20 protein-coding genes are annotated in these 18002 nt (G+C 72.1%); 7 read left to right on the plus strand and 13 right to left on the minus strand.

Features of this window, described 5'->3' with window-relative positions:
• Positions 1-79 precede the first annotated feature (79 nt).
• The gene (locus BJ979_RS04520; RefSeq protein ID WP_343046596.1) at positions 80-1336 is read left to right on the plus strand and encodes a mechanosensitive ion channel family protein; all 1257 of its coding nucleotides are present in this window, start codon (positions 80-82) and stop codon (positions 1334-1336) included.
• On the opposite strand, the gene purQ is transcribed toward BJ979_RS04520, so the two are convergent.
• The 4 genes from purQ to BJ979_RS18060 form a co-directional block, all read right to left on the minus strand.
• Positions 1333-2031 carry a phosphoribosylformylglycinamidine synthase subunit PurQ gene (gene purQ / locus BJ979_RS04525; protein ID WP_179565616.1) on the minus strand — a complete coding sequence of 233 codons (699 nt, stop codon included), beginning with the start codon at positions 2029-2031 and terminating at the stop codon, positions 1333-1335. The genes BJ979_RS04520 and purQ overlap by 4 nt on opposite strands.
• A gap of 5 nt (positions 2032-2036) precedes the next feature.
• Entirely contained in the window at positions 2037-2282 is a 246-nt protein-coding gene (locus BJ979_RS04530; protein WP_141162142.1) for a phosphoribosylformylglycinamidine synthase subunit PurS, read from the minus strand.
• Between the two features lie 88 nt (positions 2283-2370).
• Positions 2371-3048: a GDSL-type esterase/lipase family protein gene (locus BJ979_RS04535; protein ID WP_179565618.1), complete on the minus strand. Its 678-nt coding sequence runs from the start codon at positions 3046-3048 to the stop codon at positions 2371-2373.
• Between the two features lie 19 nt (positions 3049-3067).
• Positions 3068-4144 carry a glycosyl hydrolase family 18 protein gene (locus BJ979_RS18060; RefSeq protein ID WP_179565620.1) on the minus strand — a complete coding sequence of 359 codons (1077 nt, stop codon included), beginning with the start codon at positions 4142-4144 and terminating at the stop codon, positions 3068-3070.
• 169 nt (positions 4145-4313) lie between these two features.
• Here BJ979_RS18060 and BJ979_RS04545 point away from each other — a divergent pair, with 169 nt between their 5' ends.
• Positions 4314-4562, plus strand: a complete 249-nt coding sequence (locus BJ979_RS04545; RefSeq protein ID WP_179565622.1) for a nuclease — start codon at positions 4314-4316, stop codon at positions 4560-4562.
• Positions 4563-4655: 93 nt separating this feature from the next.
• Here the strand turns inward: BJ979_RS04545 and BJ979_RS04550 are convergent, their stop codons facing one another.
• The 5 genes from BJ979_RS04550 to purD all read right to left on the minus strand — a co-directional run bounded on the left by BJ979_RS04550 (position 4656) and on the right by purD (position 10425).
• The gene (locus BJ979_RS04550; protein WP_246286686.1) at positions 4656-5057 is read right to left on the minus strand and encodes a four-helix bundle copper-binding protein; all 402 of its coding nucleotides are present in this window, start codon (positions 5055-5057) and stop codon (positions 4656-4658) included.
• 158 nt (positions 5058-5215) lie between these two features.
• Complete coding sequence (locus tag BJ979_RS04555) at positions 5216-6157, minus strand: VOC family protein (RefSeq protein ID WP_246286687.1); 942 nt, start codon at positions 6155-6157, stop codon at positions 5216-5218.
• 119 nt (positions 6158-6276) lie between these two features.
• Positions 6277-8013 (minus strand): hypothetical protein, encoded by a 1737-nt coding sequence (locus tag BJ979_RS04560; protein ID WP_179565625.1) that lies wholly within the window; start codon positions 8011-8013, stop codon positions 6277-6279.
• A 217-nt stretch (positions 8014-8230) separates the two neighbouring features.
• Positions 8231-9085, minus strand: coding sequence for a phosphoribosylaminoimidazolesuccinocarboxamide synthase (locus BJ979_RS04565; RefSeq protein ID WP_179570008.1), 855 nt, complete (start codon positions 9083-9085; stop codon positions 8231-8233).
• A 59-nt stretch (positions 9086-9144) separates the two neighbouring features.
• The gene (gene purD / locus BJ979_RS04570; RefSeq protein ID WP_179565627.1) at positions 9145-10425 is read right to left on the minus strand and encodes a phosphoribosylamine--glycine ligase; all 1281 of its coding nucleotides are present in this window, start codon (positions 10423-10425) and stop codon (positions 9145-9147) included.
• A gap of 105 nt (positions 10426-10530) precedes the next feature.
• Here purD and BJ979_RS04575 point away from each other — a divergent pair, with 105 nt between their 5' ends.
• From BJ979_RS04575 to BJ979_RS04585, 3 genes are all read left to right on the plus strand, one after another.
• A complete protein-coding gene (locus tag BJ979_RS04575) occupies positions 10531-10845 on the plus strand; it encodes a YciI family protein (RefSeq protein ID WP_179565629.1) in 315 nt (104 codons plus the stop codon).
• A gap of 45 nt (positions 10846-10890) precedes the next feature.
• Positions 10891-11268, plus strand: a complete 378-nt coding sequence (locus tag BJ979_RS04580; protein WP_179565631.1) for a sterol carrier family protein — start codon at positions 10891-10893, stop codon at positions 11266-11268.
• Between the two features lie 146 nt (positions 11269-11414).
• Positions 11415-11870: an MFS transporter gene (locus BJ979_RS04585; RefSeq protein ID WP_179565633.1), complete on the plus strand. Its 456-nt coding sequence runs from the start codon at positions 11415-11417 to the stop codon at positions 11868-11870.
• Positions 11871-12015: 145 nt separating this feature from the next.
• Here the strand turns inward: BJ979_RS04585 and purF are convergent, their stop codons facing one another.
• Positions 12016-13473, minus strand: coding sequence for an amidophosphoribosyltransferase (gene purF, locus BJ979_RS04590; RefSeq protein WP_179565635.1), 1458 nt, complete (start codon positions 13471-13473; stop codon positions 12016-12018).
• Positions 13474-13596: 123 nt separating this feature from the next.
• The gene (locus tag BJ979_RS04595; protein WP_179565637.1) at positions 13597-14217 is read right to left on the minus strand and encodes a hypothetical protein; all 621 of its coding nucleotides are present in this window, start codon (positions 14215-14217) and stop codon (positions 13597-13599) included.
• A gap of 177 nt (positions 14218-14394) precedes the next feature.
• On the opposite strand from BJ979_RS04595, the gene purM reads away from it, so the two are divergent.
• Positions 14395-15534, plus strand: a complete 1140-nt coding sequence (gene purM / locus BJ979_RS04600) for a phosphoribosylformylglycinamidine cyclo-ligase (RefSeq protein ID WP_179565639.1) — start codon at positions 14395-14397, stop codon at positions 15532-15534.
• Between the two features lie 578 nt (positions 15535-16112).
• Positions 16113-17057, plus strand: a complete 945-nt coding sequence (locus BJ979_RS04605) for a DUF4190 domain-containing protein (protein WP_179565641.1) — start codon at positions 16113-16115, stop codon at positions 17055-17057.
• Between the two features lie 107 nt (positions 17058-17164).
• Here BJ979_RS04605 and BJ979_RS04610 read toward each other — a convergent pair whose 3' ends face one another.
• A complete protein-coding gene (locus tag BJ979_RS04610; RefSeq protein ID WP_179565643.1) occupies positions 17165-17605 on the minus strand; it encodes a nitroreductase family deazaflavin-dependent oxidoreductase in 441 nt (146 codons plus the stop codon).
• A gap of 130 nt (positions 17606-17735) precedes the next feature.
• On the minus strand, positions 17736-17942 hold the full coding sequence (locus tag BJ979_RS04615; RefSeq protein WP_141162128.1) for a DUF3073 domain-containing protein: 207 nt from the start codon (positions 17940-17942) through the stop codon (positions 17736-17738).
• Positions 17943-18002 lie beyond the last annotated feature (60 nt).

Below are 18002 nucleotides of genomic sequence, written 5' to 3' on the forward strand. Positions count from 1 at the left end.
TGCGGGCGCGGGGCGGAGCTTCCTAGCGTGGATGCGGCGGCCTGTCGCCGAACACGGGTCGCCGAAGGAGGTCCCACCCGTGACGCACCCCGTGCTCGCCGTATCCGCATCCGCATCCGCTCAGTCCGCCGCCATGCCCGCCGCCGCCCCGCTCATCCCGGTGCCGTCGTGGCCGGCCTTCGCGATCGCGGTCGCCGTCGCGATCGTCGTGGCGCTCATCATCACGGTCGTCGTGACCCTGCCGGTGCGCCTGCTCGCGAAGCGCCGCCAGTGGGAGCCGACCGCGCTGCGCCGCATCCGCCGACCGTTCCGGGTGCTGCTGCTCGTGATCCTCCTGTGGTCGGCCGTCGAGGTCGCGTTGCCTGAGCGCACGTGGCTGCCGCGCCTCGAGCACGGCGCGAAGATCCTCGTGATCGCGGCGACCGCCTGGCTGATCGCCGGAGCGGTGTCCGCGGCGCTCGGCGGGGTGCTCGCGCGCTACCCCACCGACGTGGAGGACAACCGGGTCGCCCGCCGCATCCGCACCCAGGTGCTGTTGCTGCGCCGCATCTCGATGGTCGTGCTCGTCGTGATCGCGGTCGGCGCGATCCTGCTGACCTTCCCCGGCGTCGAGGCGCTCGGCGGCAGTCTGCTCGCCTCGGCCGGGCTGGTCAGCGTCGTCGCGGGCCTCGCCGCGCAGTCGACGTTGGCCAATCTCTTCGCGGGCGTGCAGCTGGCGTTCTCGGATGCGATCCGCGTCGATGACGTCGTCGTGGTCGAGACGCAGTGGGGCCGCATCGAGGAGATCACGCTGAGCTACGTCGTCGTGCACCTCTGGGACGACCGCCGACTCGTGCTGCCGAGCACCTACTTCACGACCACGCCCTTCGAGAACTGGACTCGGCACAGCAGCGACCTGCTCGGCGCGGTCGAGTTCGACCTCGACTGGGGCGTGAGCCCGACGGCCATGCGCGACGAGCTCGACTTCGTGCTCAGCCGCACCGAGCTCTGGGACCGCCGCACGAAGGTGCTGCAGGTCACGGATGCCGTGGGCGGCCAGGTGCACGTGCGCATCCTCGTCTCGGCGAAGAACGCCGGAGACCTCTTCGACCTGCGCTGCTACGTGCGCGAGCAGCTCGTGGAGTGGGTGCGGCACAGCGAGCCCGCCGGGCTGCCGCGTCAGCGGGTCGAGATGGTGGATGCCGCGCCGGCCCGCCGCCGCGAGCCCCCGGCCGACACGGGCGGCCTGTTCACGGGCTCAGCCGACGCCGAGAGGCGCGGGCTGAGCTTCACGCAGGCGATCCCGCTGCCCGACCCCGTCCACGTGCAGGCGGACGCCGAGGCGCGCGAGCGCTAGGCCCGGGCGAGCGTGCTCTCGAGGATCGACGTGAAGAACTTCAGACCGTCGATGCCGGAGCGCATGGCCGCATCCGTGTCCGGTCCGAAGCCCGCCTCGACGGCGTGCTCGGGGTGCGGCATGAGGCCGACGACGTTGCCGCGCGCGTTCGTGAGCCCGGCGATGTCGTTGAGCGAGCCGTTCGGGTTCTTCTCCAGGTAGCGGAACGCGACCTGGCCCTCGCCCTCGAGGCGGTTCAGCGTCTCGGCGTCGGCGATGAAGCCGCCCTCGCCGTTCTTGAGCGGGATGGTGATCTCGTCACCGGCGCTGAACGCGTTCGTCCAGGCGGTGTCGGCGTTCTCGACGCGCAGGCGCTGGTCGCGGCAGACGAAGTCGCCGTGGTCGTTGCGGATGAGTCCGCCGGGCAGCAGGTGCGACTCCACCAGGATCTGGAAGCCGTTGCAGATGCCGAGCACCGGCAGGCCCTTGTTCGCGGCGGCGACGACCTCGGTCATGATCGGCGACTGCGCGGCGATCGCACCGCAGCGCAGGTAGTCGCCGTAGCTGAAGCCGCCGGGCAGCACGATCGCCTCGACGCCGTCGAGGTCGTGAGAGCCGTGCCAGAGCGCGACCGGCTCGGCGCCGGCCAGACGCACGGCGCGCTGCGCATCCCGGTCGTCGAGCGAGCCGGGGAAGGTGACGACACCGATGCGCACGGCGGTTACTCCGCGACCCGCACGCTGACGACGTCTTCGATGACGCCGTTGCTCAGCAGCTCGTCGGCCAGCTCGCGGGCTTCGGCGAGCACGGCATCCGTGACCTCGTCGACGGTGAGCTCGAAGCGCTTGCCGATGCGCACGCCGCTGAAGTGGCTGCGACCCTGCTTGCCGAGGGTGGTGGCGACGGCCTTGCCGGCCGGGTCGAGCAGCTCCGCCTTGGGCATGACCTCGACGACGATGGTGGGCACAGATCACTCCGTCAGTTCAGGGGAGGGGATGCGGCCATCCTACCGGCGCTCGCGGGGTGACAGGATCGCGCGGCGACGACCGGGCTGCTCAGTCGCGCAGCACGGCGGCGACGCTCTGAGCGAGGCGGGTGTAACCGGCGGCATCCGGGTGGAAGCGGTCGGCGGTGGATGCGCTGGCGCCGTCGATGCCGGGCGCGAGTCGGGCGCCCCACTGCCGGCACACACGCCCGGCGGCGCGGCGCAGTCCGGCGGCGTGCGCGCCGAGGGCGAAGCGCAGCGGCTGCGGCAGCACCGCGAAGCGCTCGAAGTGCGGCGGCGCGACGACGAACACGCGGCGCCCGAGCCGATGCGCCTGCAGGGTGCGCACGATCGTCGTGAGGTCGCGGGCGAAGGCGCGCGTCGATCGCAGCTTCATCGCGTCGTTCCAGCCGACGACCACGACGACGATGGATGCGGTGCTCGCCGCCGCACGGTCGAGGAACTCGGCGCGCACCTCGGCCGCCGTGGCGCCGTTGCGCCCGAGGGCGAGCACAGCACCGATCCCGAGCTCCCGTGCGAGAGCCGCCGCCGGCGCATCCTCGACCCGGTCCACTCCGGTGCCGATCGCCGTCGAGTCGCCGAGCACGAGCACCTCGAGTCGCGGATCGGCGAGGGCGGCGGCATCCGGTTCCGTCGTCGGCGCCGCGAGCCGAGGCGTCGCCGCGCTCAGCCGTCGCCCCTGCGGCACGATCACCGGCGCGAGCAGCGCCGCCCACAGTCGCGTCACGCGCGCATCCGATCCATGGTCAGTCTTCGGAGTCGGAGGAGTCGGCGACGGGCACGATCGGGTCGGAGACCGCGAGCGACCAGACCGCCACCCCGTGCAGGTCGCGATCCTGCGCGAGCTTCACGCGCTGGGCTATCGAGCGCGAGTCCGACCACCACATGACGGTGCCGTCGGGCAGCGTCGCCGTCCACTCGCCGAGCTTCTCGTCGAAGGTCGCGACGGCGCCGGCTTCGGCGACGTAGCGCCGCGCCTGCGCCACGCTCACGGCCTTCGCGCCGACCGGTCCGCCCCAGCGGTAGCCGTAGCCGGCGACGCCGAGCTGCACCTGCTGCGGGTCGACGAGCTTGAGCAGCGCGTCGAGCGTCTTGCGCTGCCAGGGCAGGTCGCCGACCGGGCCGGGGTCGTTCGGCGCCCACGGCCCGTGCAGGTCGTAGGCCATGAGCGTGAGGTGGTCGAGGCTCTTCGCGAGCTGCTCGACATCGAAGCCGCGATCGCGGTAGCCGGCCTTGCTCGACGCGGTGGCGATCGCCGCATCCAGCCGCACCTCCGGCCCGACCGCCTCGCGCAGGTCGGCGGCGAACTCGACGAAGTCGTCGGCCAGGTCGCCGTCGATCGACTCGATGTCGAGCATGATGCCGCCATCCCAGCCGCCCGCGTCGACCTCGTCCGCGAGCTCGCGGGCGACCGTCTCGCGGTTCTTCTTCGAGGTCAGCATCTGCTCGGCGAGCGATCGGCTGAAGCCCTGCCCGGGCCGCGAGTTGATGACGAGCAGCTGCGCGGGGATGCCGAGCTTCTTCGCCCGATCGCGTTGCTTCAGCACGGCCTTGCTCAGCTTCTCGACCCCGGCGCCGCCCTCCGTGAGGTGCGCGCCCTGCACGCCCAGCATCTGGATGCCGTCGGCGCTCTGATCGATCAGGTCGACATCGGCGTAGTCGGGCTGGAAGGCGAGCATCTCGAAGCGCGGAGCAGCGATGCCGCATCCCGACAGCACCAGTGCCACGGCCGTCGCCGCGGCCGCGATGCCCGCGAAGCGGCGGGCGGCGGAGCCTCGGGCGGAACGGGAGGAGGGATGGGCGGCGCGGCGTCGAGTCGGCACGCGACCATGGTGCCTCATCCGTCTGACACGGGGCCGGAGAACGGCGTGTGACGCCCGGTTTCGCCGTGTGACGCGACGGGATGCGCGCCTGCGCGAGCCCGCCTAGTGTCGCTCGCACCAGTTGATCTCGACTCCGATCCCGGAGTCGCATCCCGAGAAGGAGGACGCGATGACCCCCAGCAGCGTGACCGGTGTTCTGCCGATCCAGCAGATGGTGGCGAACGCGTCTCCCAGCGCCTGGCGCGACGGGATCGTCGTGGAGTCCCGGGCGGGTTCGGTTGTGGTGGCCGCGCTCGACGGCGGGCTCACGACGCTGAGCACCGCGGTGGTTCCGACGATCGGCGAGCCGATCGCCTTCCACCCCGTTGCCGAGCTGGTCGCCGTGGTCGGCGTGCGCTACCCGGCCCGCGCGGCATAGCCCGCGCGACGCCCCGCCGAGGAGGCAGGGGCGTCGCGCGGAGCTGAGCTCGGCCTCAGCCTCGGTCTCAGCGCGGCGGTCGGATGCCGCGGCTCAGGCCATCGACGCCATCATCTTCGAGCAGCTCGCCACCATGGCCTCGCAGGCCATCATGCAGATGCGGCAGTGCTCGGCCATCTCGGAGTGCGATCGGCACTCGGCGGCGCAGGCCTCGCCCATCGCCATGCAGGCGCCCATCATGGCCTTCATCGCGGACATGTCCATGCCCATCGGGCGCATCATCATCCGCATCATCGTGGTCGCGACGTCGGCCATGTTCGCGCACATCGACGAGCAGCGCGCCATGCCGTCGCCCAGGTCGGCGTCGGAGCACATGGTCGCGGCCATCGCCGCGGCCGAACACGCCTCCATGCACTCCTGCATCGCGGTCATGTCCATGTCCATCGCCATGTCGGACTTCGACATCGACTGCATCATGTCGGTCATCATGCTCATCGGGGGCTCCTTCGCGTCAGGATGCGGCTCCCGCCGAGCGGGGAGCCGCTGCTCCGCACGCTACGCACTGTCGCCCGCGGCGCGCCAGTGGGCCGCGTCGATCTCAGCGCACCCTCACCGCATCCCTCGGCTGCGCTGAGCCGGGATCGCCGGCGACCCTACGGCCGCGTCGGCGTGCCGCTGGTCGCCGCGTCGGCCTGCGTCTCCGCTTCCGACGTCGCGAGCACGCGGATCGTGTTCGCCCACGGGTCGTCGAAGCTGACCGTGCGGCCGTCGTCGCGCGCGTCGATGCCGTAGTGCCGCATCCGCTCACTCAGCTCGCCGACCGCGTCGGCGCCGGGCAGCACGATGTCGACCTGCCCGAGGCCGAGGGTCGGCTGGCGGCGGCCGGCGCCCTTGCTGTTCCACACGTTCATGGCCATGTGGTGGTGGTAGCCGCCCGCGCTGACGAACAGGGCCGTGTCGCCGATCTCGGCCGTCGTGTCGAAGCCGAGCCGGTCGACGTAGAACTCGCGCGCCGGAGCGATCGATCCGACGGAGAGGTGCACGTGGCCGATCTCGGCATCCCCCTGGCCGGGGCCGGCGAGGCCCTCCTCGGTGAGGTTCTGCTGCAGGAAGCGGTTCGGGTCGAGGAAGAGCGTGTTCATCTCGACGCGGCCGTGAGCCCAGCTCCACTCGCTGCGGTCGCGATCCCAGTAGAGCTCGACGCCGTTGCCCTCGGGGTCGTCGAAGTAGAAGGCGTTGCTCACGAGGTGATCGCTCGAGCCGCGGAAGGTGTCGGGATGCCGCTGCGCGACCCCGTAGACGGCGGCGGCGAGGGCGGCCTTCGAGTCGAAGAGGAAGGCCGTGTGGAAGAGTCCGGCTTCGCGGGGCCCGGCGTGCTTGAGGTCGGGGGAGTGGTGCAGCCTGAGCAGCGTCTTCGCACCGCGCCCGAGTGCGACGCGGTCGCCGATCGCGTGGATCACGTCGAGGCCGACGGCGTCGCGGTAATACGCGGTCATCGCGTCGAGGTCGGCGACGTCGAGGGTGACGGCGCCCATCGCGGTGTCGGCGGCGAGGCGGTCGGCGCGAGCCGTCTCGGGGTGCGTCGGGTCGGTCATGCCGGTGTCAACTCCGATGCGTATGCATAGATTCCCGCCGGGTCGAGTCGACCCTGAACGACGGATGCGCCCCTCCCTGAGCGGGAAGAGCGCATCCGGTCGATCGGATGATCGCGGCGTCAGATCTGCTTCGACTCGTACTTCAGCGAGCCGTCGTCCTGCAGCACGATCTGGCCGAGCAGGCTGACCGAGCGCACGTCGCCCGTCGAGGTGCCCGAGGCGGAGCCGTTCGAGGCGTCGGCCTCGACGTGGTAGTGCCCGTCGAACAGGCTGACCACGCTGAATCCCTTGCCGTCCCACGCGCCGAAGTTCGGATCGGGACGGGTCGTGACCGACCAGCGGATGTTCGAGTAGGTGATGCCGGGCGTGCCGTTGATCTTGAAGCCGCAGCCGCCGGTCGGCGCCAGCACCTTCTGGTCGAAGCAGGTCTGCACGAAGGCGTCGATCGCCTTGTTGGCGGCTTCCTTGCCCGAGTCGCTCAGCTCGACGGCGAGCTTCGCCGATAGGTCGGAGCTGTCGACGGTGCTCTCGCTGAGCCCGGCGACCTCGACCGATCCGGTCTCCCAGCTGAACTGGTCGGAGCCTTTGCCCGAGTAGTCGAACTCGTAGGTGCCGGGCAGGGCGACGAACTCGAAGCTCGTCGTCGCCTTCGACGCGTCCTTGGCCTTGAGCGTCTTGCCGTTGACGCTGAAGGTCAGGGCAGCCGGGGCCGAGGAGGTGGCGCGGATGGTCGGCAGTGAGTCGCCGGTGACCGCGTACTTGTCCCAGAACAGATCCTTGCCGGTCGACTTGACCGAGAAGGTCTCGCTCGAGCTGGTGCCGTTCTTGTACTCGACGCGAGCGGTCACCGACGTGCCGCTGGTGCGGCTGATCGTGTAGTCGGTGACCTGGCCGCCGCCCTTCTTGTAGACGGCGTCATCGATCAGGGTCAGATCGCCGCTCGGCTTCGGCGACAGGGAGGCGACAGCCGACTTGGCCTGGCCGGCCTTGAGCTTGTCGAGGAAGGCGCTGACCGCGACGCTCGGCGCGTGGTTGGCGGCGCCGATGCTGAAGAAGACGATGCCGCCGACGATCAGCAGCACGAGTGCGCCGCCGCCCGCCACGAGGCCGATGATCAGCTTGCGGGCCGACTTCTTCGGGGCCGGCTGGCCGGGCTGGCCGCCGCCGGCGTAGGCCGTGTTCGGCTGCGCGGGGCCACCGGTGCCGCCGGTGCCGCCGGCGAACTGCTGGCCGGTCGAGCCGGGCGCCGTGGCGTAGGCCTGCTGCTGCTGGCCATACTGCGGGGTCGGCTGCTGCGCGGCGGGCTGGCCGTACGAGGCCGTCGGCTGGGCGCCGGTCGGCTGCGCGTAAGGCTGCTGCGATCCGGTCTGCTGGCCGTACTGCGCGGTCGCCGCGTTCGGGTCGTTCTGCTGGCCGTACTGTGCGGCCGAGGGCTGCGGGGTGGAAGGCTGCGGGGTGGAGGGCTGCTGGCCGGTCGGCTGTCCGTACTGCGGCACGCCGGGCTGCTGCCCCGTCTGCTGCGGGTAGGTCGGCTGCCCGTACTGGGGCGCGGACGGCTGCTGCGGGGTGGATGCGGCGGGAGCCTGCCAGCTCTGCTGCGGGTTCTGCTGAACCGACCACTGCTCGGCGCCCGGCTGCGCGGGCTGGCCGTACTGGGGAGCGGACGGCTGCTGGCCGGTCGGCTGCTGGGGCGCGGGCTGGCCGGCGGAGGGCTGGCCGTACGGGGAGACCGGCGGGGCTGCGCCGGCGGGGGTGCTGGTGTCGCGCTGCGGGAGCCGCGCGGTGGTGGGGCGATCCTCGGGGGAGAGGTCGTCGTCCGACGACGGACCCGAGGGGCCTGCAGGGTTGTCGCTCATCATGATCCCTCTCCGGCGCGGTGGGGTGGGTGCGTGGGGGTGCGTGCAGAATGCGCCGAATGTCGTTTTACCTGCGAACTCTAGCCGCGTGAGCAGAACTCCGACACGGGCAGGTGTCCCCATTAACCCGGACTTCGCGCGGGAGCGCGACCGGGTACGCCCCGAGATCGCGACGACGCCGAGAAGCGGCCCGATGACACCGACCGCAGGCTCGGGCTCAGCCCGCGAGGCGCTCGATCAGCTCGCGGTAGCGCGCGGCCGTGCGCTCGACGATCTCCGTCGGCAGCCCGGGCGGCGTGCCCTGCTTGTCCCAGTTCGCGGCGAGCCAGTCGCGCACGATCTGCTTGTCGAAGCTCGCCAGCCGGTCGGGCCCGCCGGCGGACCAGCCCGCCGCATCCCAGTACCGGCTCGAGTCACTCGTGAGCACCTCGTCGGCGAGCACGATCTCGCCCGTCTCGGGGTCGCGGCCGAACTCGAACTTGGTGTCGGCGATGATGACGCCGTGCTCGGCGGCGAGGTTGCTCGCGGCCGAGAAGATGCGGATGCTGAGGTCGCGGATCGCGGTCGCATCCGCTTCGCCCACCAGCTCGACGGTGCGCTCGAAGCTGATGTTCTCGTCGTGCTCGCCGAGCGGCGCCTTGTAGGCCGGCGTGTAGATCGGCTCGGGCAGGCGGTCGCCGTCGCCGAGGCCGTCGGGCAGCGGGATGCCGCACACGGTGCGCGAGGCCTGGTACTCGACCCAGCCCGATCCGGTGAGGTAGCCGCGCACGACCGCCTCGACGGGGAACATCTCCAGCTCGCGCACGAACATGGCGCGCGCCGCGACGTCCTCGGGCAGGTCGGCGGGGAGGCCCGCCGGGTCGAGGTGATTCGGCACGTCGAGGCGGTCGAACCACCAGCGGCTCAGGCGGGTCAGCTCGGCGCCCTTGCCGGGGATGCCGGGCTCGAGCACGAAGTCGAAGGCGCTGACGCGGTCGGTCGCGACCACGAGCATCCGCTTCGGGTGGCTCGCGTGACGGTAGAGGTCGCGCACCTTGCCCGAATAGACGTGCGCCCAGCCGAGCTCGGCCAGGCGGGGGTCGCCGCCCTGCGGCTGCGCGGTCGTGCCGGTCGCGTCGCCGCCCGACTCGGTCACTGCGCGACCCGCGCAGCGATGTCGGTGCGGAAGTGCGCACCCTCGAGATCGAGACGGCCGAGCGCCGCGTACGCGCGCTCACGGGCCTGGGCGAAATCGGCGCCGCGGGCGACGACGCTGAGCACGCGTCCGCCGGTGGCGACGTACTGCCCGTCGACGAGCGCGGTCGCGGCGTGGTCGACCGTGACGCCCTCGGGCAGGTCGGCCTCGAGCTCGGCGAGTCCGCGGATCGGACGACCGGTGATCGGGTTCTCGGGGTAGCCCTCGCTGGCGAGCACGACCGTGACCGCGACATCGCCGCTGAACTTCGGGTACGGCAGACGGCCGAGGCCGCCGGTCGCCGCCGCCGTGATGAGGTCGGCCAGCGGGGTGTCGAGACGCGGCAGCACGACCTGCGTCTCCGGGTCGCCGAAGCGCGCGTTGAACTCGATCACGCGGATGCCGTCGGCGGTGAGGATGAGGCCGCAGTAGAGCAGACCGACGAAGGGGGTGCCCTCGGCCTCGAGCTGGCGGATGGTGGGCAGGGCGATCGTGTCGACCACCTCATCCACGAAGTCGGCCTCGCTCGGCCAGCGGTCGCTCAGCCACGGCAGCGGCGAGTAGGCGCCCATGCCGCCGGTGTTCGGGCCGGCGTCGCCGTCGAAGACGCGCTTGAAGTCCTGCGCGGGGCTCAGCGGCAGCACGTCGTGGCCGTCGGCGAGCAGGAACAGCGACACCTCGGGGCCGGCCAGGTGCTCTTCGATGAGCACCCCGCCCTGCTGCAGGTAGAAGGAGGCGTGGTCGAGCGCGGCCTGGCGGTCGTCGGTGACGAGCACGCCCTTGCCGGCGGCCAGGCCGTCGGCCTTGACCACGTGCGGGGCGCCGAAGCGGTCGAGGGCGGCCTCGACCTCCTCGACGGTTTCGGCGTGCACGGCGCCGCCGGTCGGAACCTTCGCGGCCTCCATCACGCGCTTCGCGAAGCTCTTCGAGCCCTCGAGTGCGGCGGCCGCCTTGTCGGGGCCGAAGACGGGGATGCCGTAGCGACGCAGCGCATCCCCGACGCCCGCCACCAGCGGGGCCTCGGGGCCGATGACGACGAGGTCGACCTCGGAGTCGCGGGCGTAGTCGGCGACGAGCTTGCCGTTCGAGGCGTCGAGCTTGACCGTCTCGACGAGGGCCGCGATGCCGGCGTTGCCGGGCGCGGCGATGATCTCGTGGGCGTCGGGCTGGCTGCTGCGGAGGAGAGCGCGCACGATCGCGTGCTCGCGCGCCCCGGAGCCGAGGACGAGGATTCGCACCGGCACAGCCTACCTTTCGCGGGCGGCGCCTCTCGCCGGGGTGGATCGCGGCGTCACCCGGGCTGCGCGGCGTCGCGCATCGGCGGGCGTCGATAGCCTGGCGGCATGAAGGCTCCGGAGACCTGGCTGCTGCTCGTGCACCGGGAGGGGCCCGCCTCCGATCGCTCGACGCCGAAGACGATGCAGCCGTGGTTCGCGGGGCATCGCGCGTTCCACGAGGAGCTGCGGGCTGAGGGCAGCCTCGTCGCCGCCGGGTCGCTGCCCGCCGCCGACGGCGAGGAGCTCACGATCGTGCGCGGCATCGAGTCGGACGACCTGCTCGCCCGGGCCGGCGCCGACCCGGCCGTCGTCGACGGGCACCTGCTCGTCGAGGTGCGACCGTGGATCGTCGTGCAGTCGGCGCTCTCGCCGCTCGACTGATCCGTCGCGTGCCGACGACGCACCGGTGCGGGCTAGCGTGGCCTCATGGCTCGCGCGCGCATCCCCGACCCCGACGGCGTCGCCGGAGTGCGAGCGGCGCTCGCCGCGGCCGCCGACGGCGAGACCGCATCCCGCGACACGACGGCGCTCGCCGTGCGCTACCTGCTGCAGCTGCTGGCCGAGGATGCGCCGGGCAACAGCGTCGAGGTGCGGGTTCCGCCGTTCGGCGCCACCCAGGCGATCGAGGGTCCTCGGCACACCCGCGGCACCCCGCCGAACGTCGTCGAGATGAACGCGGCCACCTGGATCGCGCTCGCCACCGGCTCGCGGCAGTGGGCGGATGCGCTCGCCGCCGCCGATGTGTCGGCCTCGGGATCGCGCGCCGACCTCACCGCCGTGCTGCCGGTGCGCTGGCAGCGCTGAGCCGCATCCCGCCGAATCGGCCCGCCAAGCGGGCTCCGTGAGAGTACGCACTTCGCTCGGGCGCGGCGGCGTGTCGCGACGCAATCCGCGTACTCTCGCGGAGCCGCGTGGTCGGAGCTCCCCTCGGGAGCGGCGACAATAGAGGGGTGAGCGACCCCCGCGACGACAGCACCCCGGCCGAGGTGGCCCCGGCCGAGCCCTCGCAGCCGGCCGAGCAGCGCGTGCGCATCCGCCGTGCTCCCAAGCTCGGGGTGTTCATGCTCGTGGGCGCCGTGCTCGGCGGTCTCGTGTCGCTCATCCTCACCAGCACCCAGAAGGCCGACCCCGCGGTCGGCTTCGCCGCGACGGCCGGCTACTTCGCGATCTACGGCGTCGTCGGCGGTGTGCTCATCGGCGCGATCATCGGCCTCGTCGCCGACCGCGTCTCCCGCCGCCGCGCGCACTACGTCGTGATGGAGCGCGAGGTCGTCGAGGAGGCGGACGCCGAGCTCGACGAGTTCGACGACGCCGACGCGCAGCCGGTGGATGCCGGCGACGACGCCCTCGAGCCGGATGCCGAGAAGGCCGACGCCGAGAAGCCGGCCGACGGCGACGCGCGCTGAGCGCGCATCCCCTCGCCTGATCGCCCGAGAGCGTCTCTCTGCGCCGTGTCAGCGGGTGGCGGTCGCCACCGCACCCGCCTGAGTCGACGGACTGGCTGAGCCAGCGCGACGGACCCGAAGCCGCCGCGTCAGCCGAGCGCGCGCGTCAGCTGAGCTGGTTCGCCTCGACCCACTCGAGGTACTCGGGGGTGACGGTTGCGGTGACGTACTCGCCGGTGAAGCAGCTCTTCTCGAGCGACTGGATGTCGCTGCCCTCGAGGATGGCCGACTCCATGTCGGCGACCTCCTGGTAGATGAGGTGGTCGGCGCCGAGCTCGCGGGCGATCTCGGGGATCTTGCGTCCGGCGGCGACGAGCTCGCGACGGCTGGGCATGTTGATGCCGTAGACGTGCGGGTAGCGCACCGGCGGGGCCGCGCTCGTGAAGGTGACCGAGTTCGCGCCGGCCTGGCGGGCCATGTCGACGATCTCCTTCGAGGTCGTGCCGCGCACGATCGAGTCGTCGACGATGAGCACGTTCTTGCCCTGGAACTCGGAGCTCATCGCGTTGAGCTTCTGCTTGACGCTCTTCTTGCGCTGCTCCTGCCCCGGCATGATGAAGGTGCGGCCCACGTAGCGGTTCTTGTAGAAGCCCTCGCGGTACTCGATGCCGAGCTTGCGGGCGACCTGCATGGCGGCCGGGCGCGACGAATCCGGGATGGGCATGACCACGTCGATGTCGCCCGAGGGCACGTGCGTGGCGATCGTGTCGGCGAGGCGGTCGCCGAGGCGCAGGCGCGCGTCGTAGACCGAGATGCCGTTCATGATCGAGTCGGGGCGCGCGAGGTAGACGTACTCGAACGAGCAGGGGATGAGCCGCGGGTTCGCGGCGCACTGGCGCGAGAACATCTCGCCGTTGCGGGCGATGTAGATCGCCTCGCCGGGGGCGACATCCCGCACGAACTCGTAGCCCGCCGACTCGAGCACGAGCGACTCGCTGGCGACGATCCACTCGGTGCCGACGAGACCTTCGCTGCGCTTGCCGAGCACCAGCGGGCGGATGCCGAAGGGGTCGCGGAAGGCGAGCAGCCCCTGGCCGGCGATGAGCGCGATCGCGGCGTAGGAGCCCTCGACGCGCTCGTGCAGCGTCGTGATCGCGTCGAAGACCTGACCGGGGTCGAGCTCGGTGCCGCGCACCTGCGACTGCAGCTCGTGCGCGAGCACGTTGACGAGCAGCTCGGTGTCGGAGGAGGTGTTGAGGTGGCGACGGTCGATGCGGAAGAGCTCGTCGGTGAGCTCGCGCGTGTTCGTCAGGTTGCCGTTGTGCACGAGCACGATGCCGTAGGGCGCGTTGACGTAGAAGGGCTGCGCCTCCTGCTCCTGCGAGGCGTCGCCGCGGGTCGCGTAGCGCACGTGGCCGAGGCCCATCGTGCCGAGCAGCGCGCGCATGTCACGCGTGCGGTAGGCCTCGCGCACCTGGCCCTTGGCTTTGTAGGTGTGGATGATCGAGCCCTCGCTCGTGGCGATGCCCGTCGAGTCCTGACCGCGGTGCTGCAGCAGCGAGAGGCTGTCGTAGACCTGCTGGTTGACGGGGCCGGAAGAGACGATGCCGACGATGCCGCACATGCGAGGAGCAACTCCAGATGGACGCGGGGTGACCCGTACCCGGCTGGGTACGGTCGATTGTCTCACGCGCTCCGGGGGCGTGCTGTCCATCGGACGGGCGCCCCGCGGCCGGCGCGGACGGAGTCAGTCGAGCGTGCGGTCGCGCGCCCGGTCGGCCGCGCTCGGCACCAGCCGCTCGACGATCGGCGCGAGCGCCTGCCGGTAGTCGTCGGGCTTCTCGCGCAGCAGCTCGTCGACCGCGATGGCGTTGTCGCCGATCCACCAGATGCCGGCCGTCGTGAGCGGCAGCACCTCGATGCGCAGATCGAAGTCGGCGTGCGTGCCGGCCGCCTGCTCGCGTTCGGCGACGAGCTCGCTCAGCACCCCCGCATCCGTGTCGCCGGTCTCGCCCGAGAAGGCGCGCTCGGCGAGGCGGATGCCGTACTCCTGGTGCGCGACGTCGGCCCAGGTGCGCGCGTCGTCGAGGTGCTTGCGCACGGCCGCCTCCCACGCGGGCGTCGCGTGCTCGGGCAGCGCGGGGATGCCGGCCTCGGGTTCGACGACCGAGACCCACCAGCGGATCCACGCCCATCCCGTCATCTCGTCGGCGGGGGCGGTGGATGCGGGCAGCCCGGTTCCGAGCAGCCGCGGCAGGCCCGAGGGGTCGATCACGCCGAGCGCGTCGCGCAGGTACAGCGCGACGAGGACGTCGCGCGAGGCGTCTTCGCGAGCGCGCCAGGTGCTGGGGCTGCCGGAGGTGTGCACGTCTTCACGGTAGGCGGTGGCGCCGACGCGCGGCGGGCTGTTCGCCGTCAGCGCGCGGTCAGCCCGGCGGCCGGCTGCGCTCGCCCGTGGGCTGAACGGAGGGCGCCTGGGGTGGCGCCGCGGACGGCGGCGAAGGCGCCGGCCGGGCCCGCCCCGCGCCGCCGGTACCCTGGAGCCGTGACCGACGCCCCCGCGAACACGCCCGCGAACCCCTACGCCGCCGCCGGAGTCGACACCGCCGCCGGTGACCTCGCCGTCGAGCTGATGAAGTCGGCCGTCGCGCGCACGCACGGCCCCGAGGTGCTCGGTGGGGTCGGCGGCTTCGCCGGACTGTTCGACGTCTCGTTCCTGAAGAGCTTCGACCGCCCGCTGCTCGCGACCTCCACCGACGGCGTCGGCACCAAGGTCGCGATCGCGCAGGCCATCGACAAGCACGACACCATCGGCCAGGACCTCGTCGGCATGGTCGTCGACGACATCGTCGTGGTCGGCGCGAAGCCGCTGTTCATGACCGACTACATCGCCTGCGGCAAGGTCGTGCCGCAGCGCATCGCCGACATCGTCGCCGGCATCGCCCGGGCCTGCGCCGAGACAGGAACCGCCCTCGTCGGCGGCGAGACGGCCGAGCACCCCGGGCTCCTCGGCCCCGACGACTACGACGTCGCCGGCGCGGCCGTCGGCGCGGTCGAGGCGGATGCGGTGCTCGGCGCCGACCGCGTGGCCGACGGCGACGTCGTCATCGCCATCGAGTCGAGCGGGTTCCACTCCAACGGCTACTCGCTCGTGCGCCACATCCTCAGCCAGAACTCGATCGGGTTCTCCGACACCTCGGCCGAGCTCGGCGGCGTCGTCGGCGAGGTGCTGCTCGAGCCGACCCGGCTCTACACCTCGCCGCTGCTGGGCCTGCTCGCCGACCCGGCGCTCGCCGGCGGCATCCACTCGATCTCGCACGTCACCGGCGGCGGCATCGCCGCGAACCTCGCCCGCGTGCTGCCGCGCGGCTCGTGGTCGGAGCTCGACCGCGCATCCTGGTCGCCGTCGCCGGTGTTCCGCGTGCTCGCCGACCTCGGCGGCCAGAGCCTCGAGAGCACCGAGGGCACCTGGAACCTCGGCATCGGCATGTTCGTCGTCGCCGCGCCGTCGGTCGCCGACGGCGTGATCGCCGGGCTCGCCGCCGCAGGGATGCCGGCCTGGGTCGCCGGGCAGGTCAACTTCGGCGAGGCGCCGACCGCCGCCTCGGGCGCGGATGCCTTCGAGCAGGGTGCCAAGGGCGTCGACGGCGGCGCGGTGCGCCTCGCGGGGGCGTACGCGGCCTGATCCGGGGTCGCGTGCGGTGAGGCGCCGAGTCGCAGAGGCGCGGAGTCGCGTGCGGTGAGGCGCGGAGGCGCCCGCGGTGAGGCGCTGCGTGCGGTGAACCGGGAGAGGTGCGCCGCGGAGCCTGTGCCGAGCGCGTGCGCTGACGAGTCGGATGGGCGACAGGTCGACGTCCGCGCCCTGAGGGGATGCGGATACTGGCGTGCCGTGAGACCAGCGGCGCCGGTGGCGCTGCTCGGTAGCTCGAGCAGTATCGGCGGCGAGACCAGCGGGTCAGCGCGTGTTCGTGCTCGCCGAGACGGTGGCTTGGCCGAAGCCGACGGTCGCAAGCAGGCCCCCTCCGCACGCCGTCACGCGGATACTGGCATGTCGGTACGCCGGTACTGCTCAGCGCTCTTGTCATGCCTCTCGGCGCGGTTCGATCTCGCCGTCGGCAGTATCCGCGTCGCGCGGTCTGGAGTCAGCTCCGCCCCGCGCGGACAAGGCACGTGCTCGCTCGGACCTGTCGCAAGCTGTCTCGCCGTGTCGCGGATCGGGGACATCCTCACCGACGGGCGGATGCGCTCCCTAGCGTCAGCCGCATGACCGAGACGAACACCCCCGAGACCCCCGTCGCCGAGGCTCCCGCTGCCGAGGCGACGACCAAGCCGAAGTCGGCGCGCGCTCCCCGCGCGAAGCGGGCTCCGCGAAAGGCCGCTGCCGCGAGCGCCGCGGGCGCGACGCCGTCGGCGATCCCGGCCGAGGCGGCACCAGCGGATGACGTCTCTCAGGTTCCGCAGACCGCGACCGTGACCTCGGCGGTGACCGCGACTCCGACAACGGAGGGCGAGCCCGCTGCGGCTCAGGCCGCGGACGCCGTCGCGAACGGATGGATGGCCGAGTCCGCCCCCGCCGCACCGCCGGCTCCGGCCTTGCCGGCGACGTCACCTCCGATCGCGCCCGGAGGCGGTCCGGCGGCATCGACCGGGCCCGCGCCGACGGTGATCGCGCCGCCGATCGCCGCGCAGGCCGGCGTCGCGCAGCAGACCGCGATCCCATCCGATGCCGCCCAGCCAGGGCCCGCCCAGCCGGGGCCCGCCCAGCCAGCAGCCGCGCAGGCCGACTTCTCCCAGACGACCCTCACCGCCGTCGGGCCGGCGCCTTTCCCCCAGCCCACCTCTCCGACGCAGTCGGGCCCCGCCGCGTCCGGGTCGGCGATCCCGCAACAGCAGACGCTCTCCGCGCCGCCCGCTCCTCCGACCCTGCCGACCCAGTCAGCCCCCGCGCCGACGGCCCCGGCTAACCCCTCACGCGCGATGGGCATCGCGAGCATGGTGCTCGGCATCATCGCGTTCTGCGGATTCGGGCTGGTCGCGCCGATCGGCCTCGTGCTCGGCGTCGCATCGTGGCGCAAGGAGCCGACCGCGAAGGGGTTCACGATCGCCGGGCTCGCGCTCAACATCCTCTCGATCCTGACCTGGATCGTGATCGGCGTCGTCGTGGTGATCGGCTTCGCGCTCGCCGGCTATCGGGTCACGTTCCGCTGACCCGATAGCCGGCGAGCGGCGCGGCATCGAGCGATGCGGCACGGAGAACGGGTGGATGCGGAGCCGCGAGGCCGCGCATCCACCCGTCGCGTTGTGGTCGGAAGAGCTCAGGCGTCGTGCGGATCGAGCACGAAGACCTGGATCTCGCGCTCGGTCTTCTTCTGGTACTCGGCGAAGTCGGGCCAGGTCGCGACAGCGCGCTCCCACCACTCGGCGCGCTCGTCGCCGTGCACCTCGCGGGCCGTGTAGTCCTTCTTGACCTCGCGGTCCTGCAGCTCGACGTGCGGGTTCTTCTTGACGTTGTAGTACCAGACCGGCGGCTTCGGGGCCCCGCCGAGCGAGGCGACGACGGCGTACCGGCCTTCGTGCTCGACGCGCATGAGCGCGGTCTTGCGCAGCAGGCCCGACTTCGCGCCGATCGTGGTCAGCACGATCACGGGGCGTCCGCGGTTCTCGGTGCCCTCGGCGCCGCCGGAGCTCTCGATCAGCTCGGCCTGCTCACGGGCCCAGTCGGATGTGGACGGTGCGTACTCTCCGCTCAATGGCATGCCAGGGGCAACCGGTGGATGCGGCGGGCCATTCCATCGAGGGCGCCGCGGTCATCCGGGCACGACAAAAGCGCCGGGGCGACCCGGCGCTTGCTGTCTGCTCGACCTCGCGGTGTGAGCGGTGACGACCTCAGGCGGTCTTGGACTCGTCCTCGTCGAGGTCGTCGTCACCCTCGGCGTCGTCGTCGCTGTACTCCGGCCACTTCTCGAGGTCCTCCTCGAGTCGAGGGTTGCCGGAGAGCTCTCGTTCGAGAGCGCCGTAGTTGGTGTCTGGGCTGAAGTACTTCAGGTCGCGTGCGACCTTGGTGTGCTTCGCCTTCTGACGGCCCCGCCCCATGCGCGACCCCCTCGGTTTCAGGTGGTGGGTGAGTTCACAAATCTGTCCGGCAGTTTATCA

Origin of the sequence: Schumannella luteola, from assembly GCF_013408685.1 — a bacterium.
Taxonomy (GTDB): Bacteria; Actinomycetota; Actinomycetes; order Actinomycetales; family Microbacteriaceae; genus Schumannella; species Schumannella luteola.

Excerpts from the sequence above, each read along its gene's own strand:
- BJ979_RS04545 (WP_179565622.1), top strand. The coding sequence starts at position 4,314 with ATGACCCCCAGCAGCGTGACCGGTGTTCTGCCGATCCAGCAGATGGTG.
- BJ979_RS04550 (WP_246286686.1), bottom strand. The coding sequence starts at position 5,057 with ATGAGCATGATGACCGACATGATGCAGTCGATGTCGAAGTCCGACATG.
- BJ979_RS04555 (WP_246286687.1), bottom strand. The coding sequence starts at position 6,157 with ATGACCGACCCGACGCACCCCGAGACGGCTCGCGCCGACCGCCTCGCC.
- BJ979_RS04560 (WP_179565625.1), bottom strand. The coding sequence starts at position 8,013 with ATGAGCGACAACCCTGCAGGCCCCTCGGGTCCGTCGTCGGACGACGAC.
- BJ979_RS04575 (WP_179565629.1), top strand. The coding sequence starts at position 10,531 with ATGAAGGCTCCGGAGACCTGGCTGCTGCTCGTGCACCGGGAGGGGCCC.
- BJ979_RS04580 (WP_179565631.1), top strand. The coding sequence starts at position 10,891 with ATGGCTCGCGCGCGCATCCCCGACCCCGACGGCGTCGCCGGAGTGCGA.
- purF (WP_179565635.1), bottom strand. The coding sequence starts at position 13,473 with ATGTGCGGCATCGTCGGCATCGTCTCTTCCGGCCCCGTCAACCAGCAG.
- BJ979_RS04605 (WP_179565641.1), top strand. The coding sequence starts at position 16,113 with ATGACCGAGACGAACACCCCCGAGACCCCCGTCGCCGAGGCTCCCGCT.
- BJ979_RS04610 (WP_179565643.1), bottom strand. The coding sequence starts at position 17,605 with ATGCCATTGAGCGGAGAGTACGCACCGTCCACATCCGACTGGGCCCGT.
- BJ979_RS04615 (WP_141162128.1), bottom strand. The coding sequence starts at position 17,942 with ATGGGGCGGGGCCGTCAGAAGGCGAAGCACACCAAGGTCGCACGCGAC.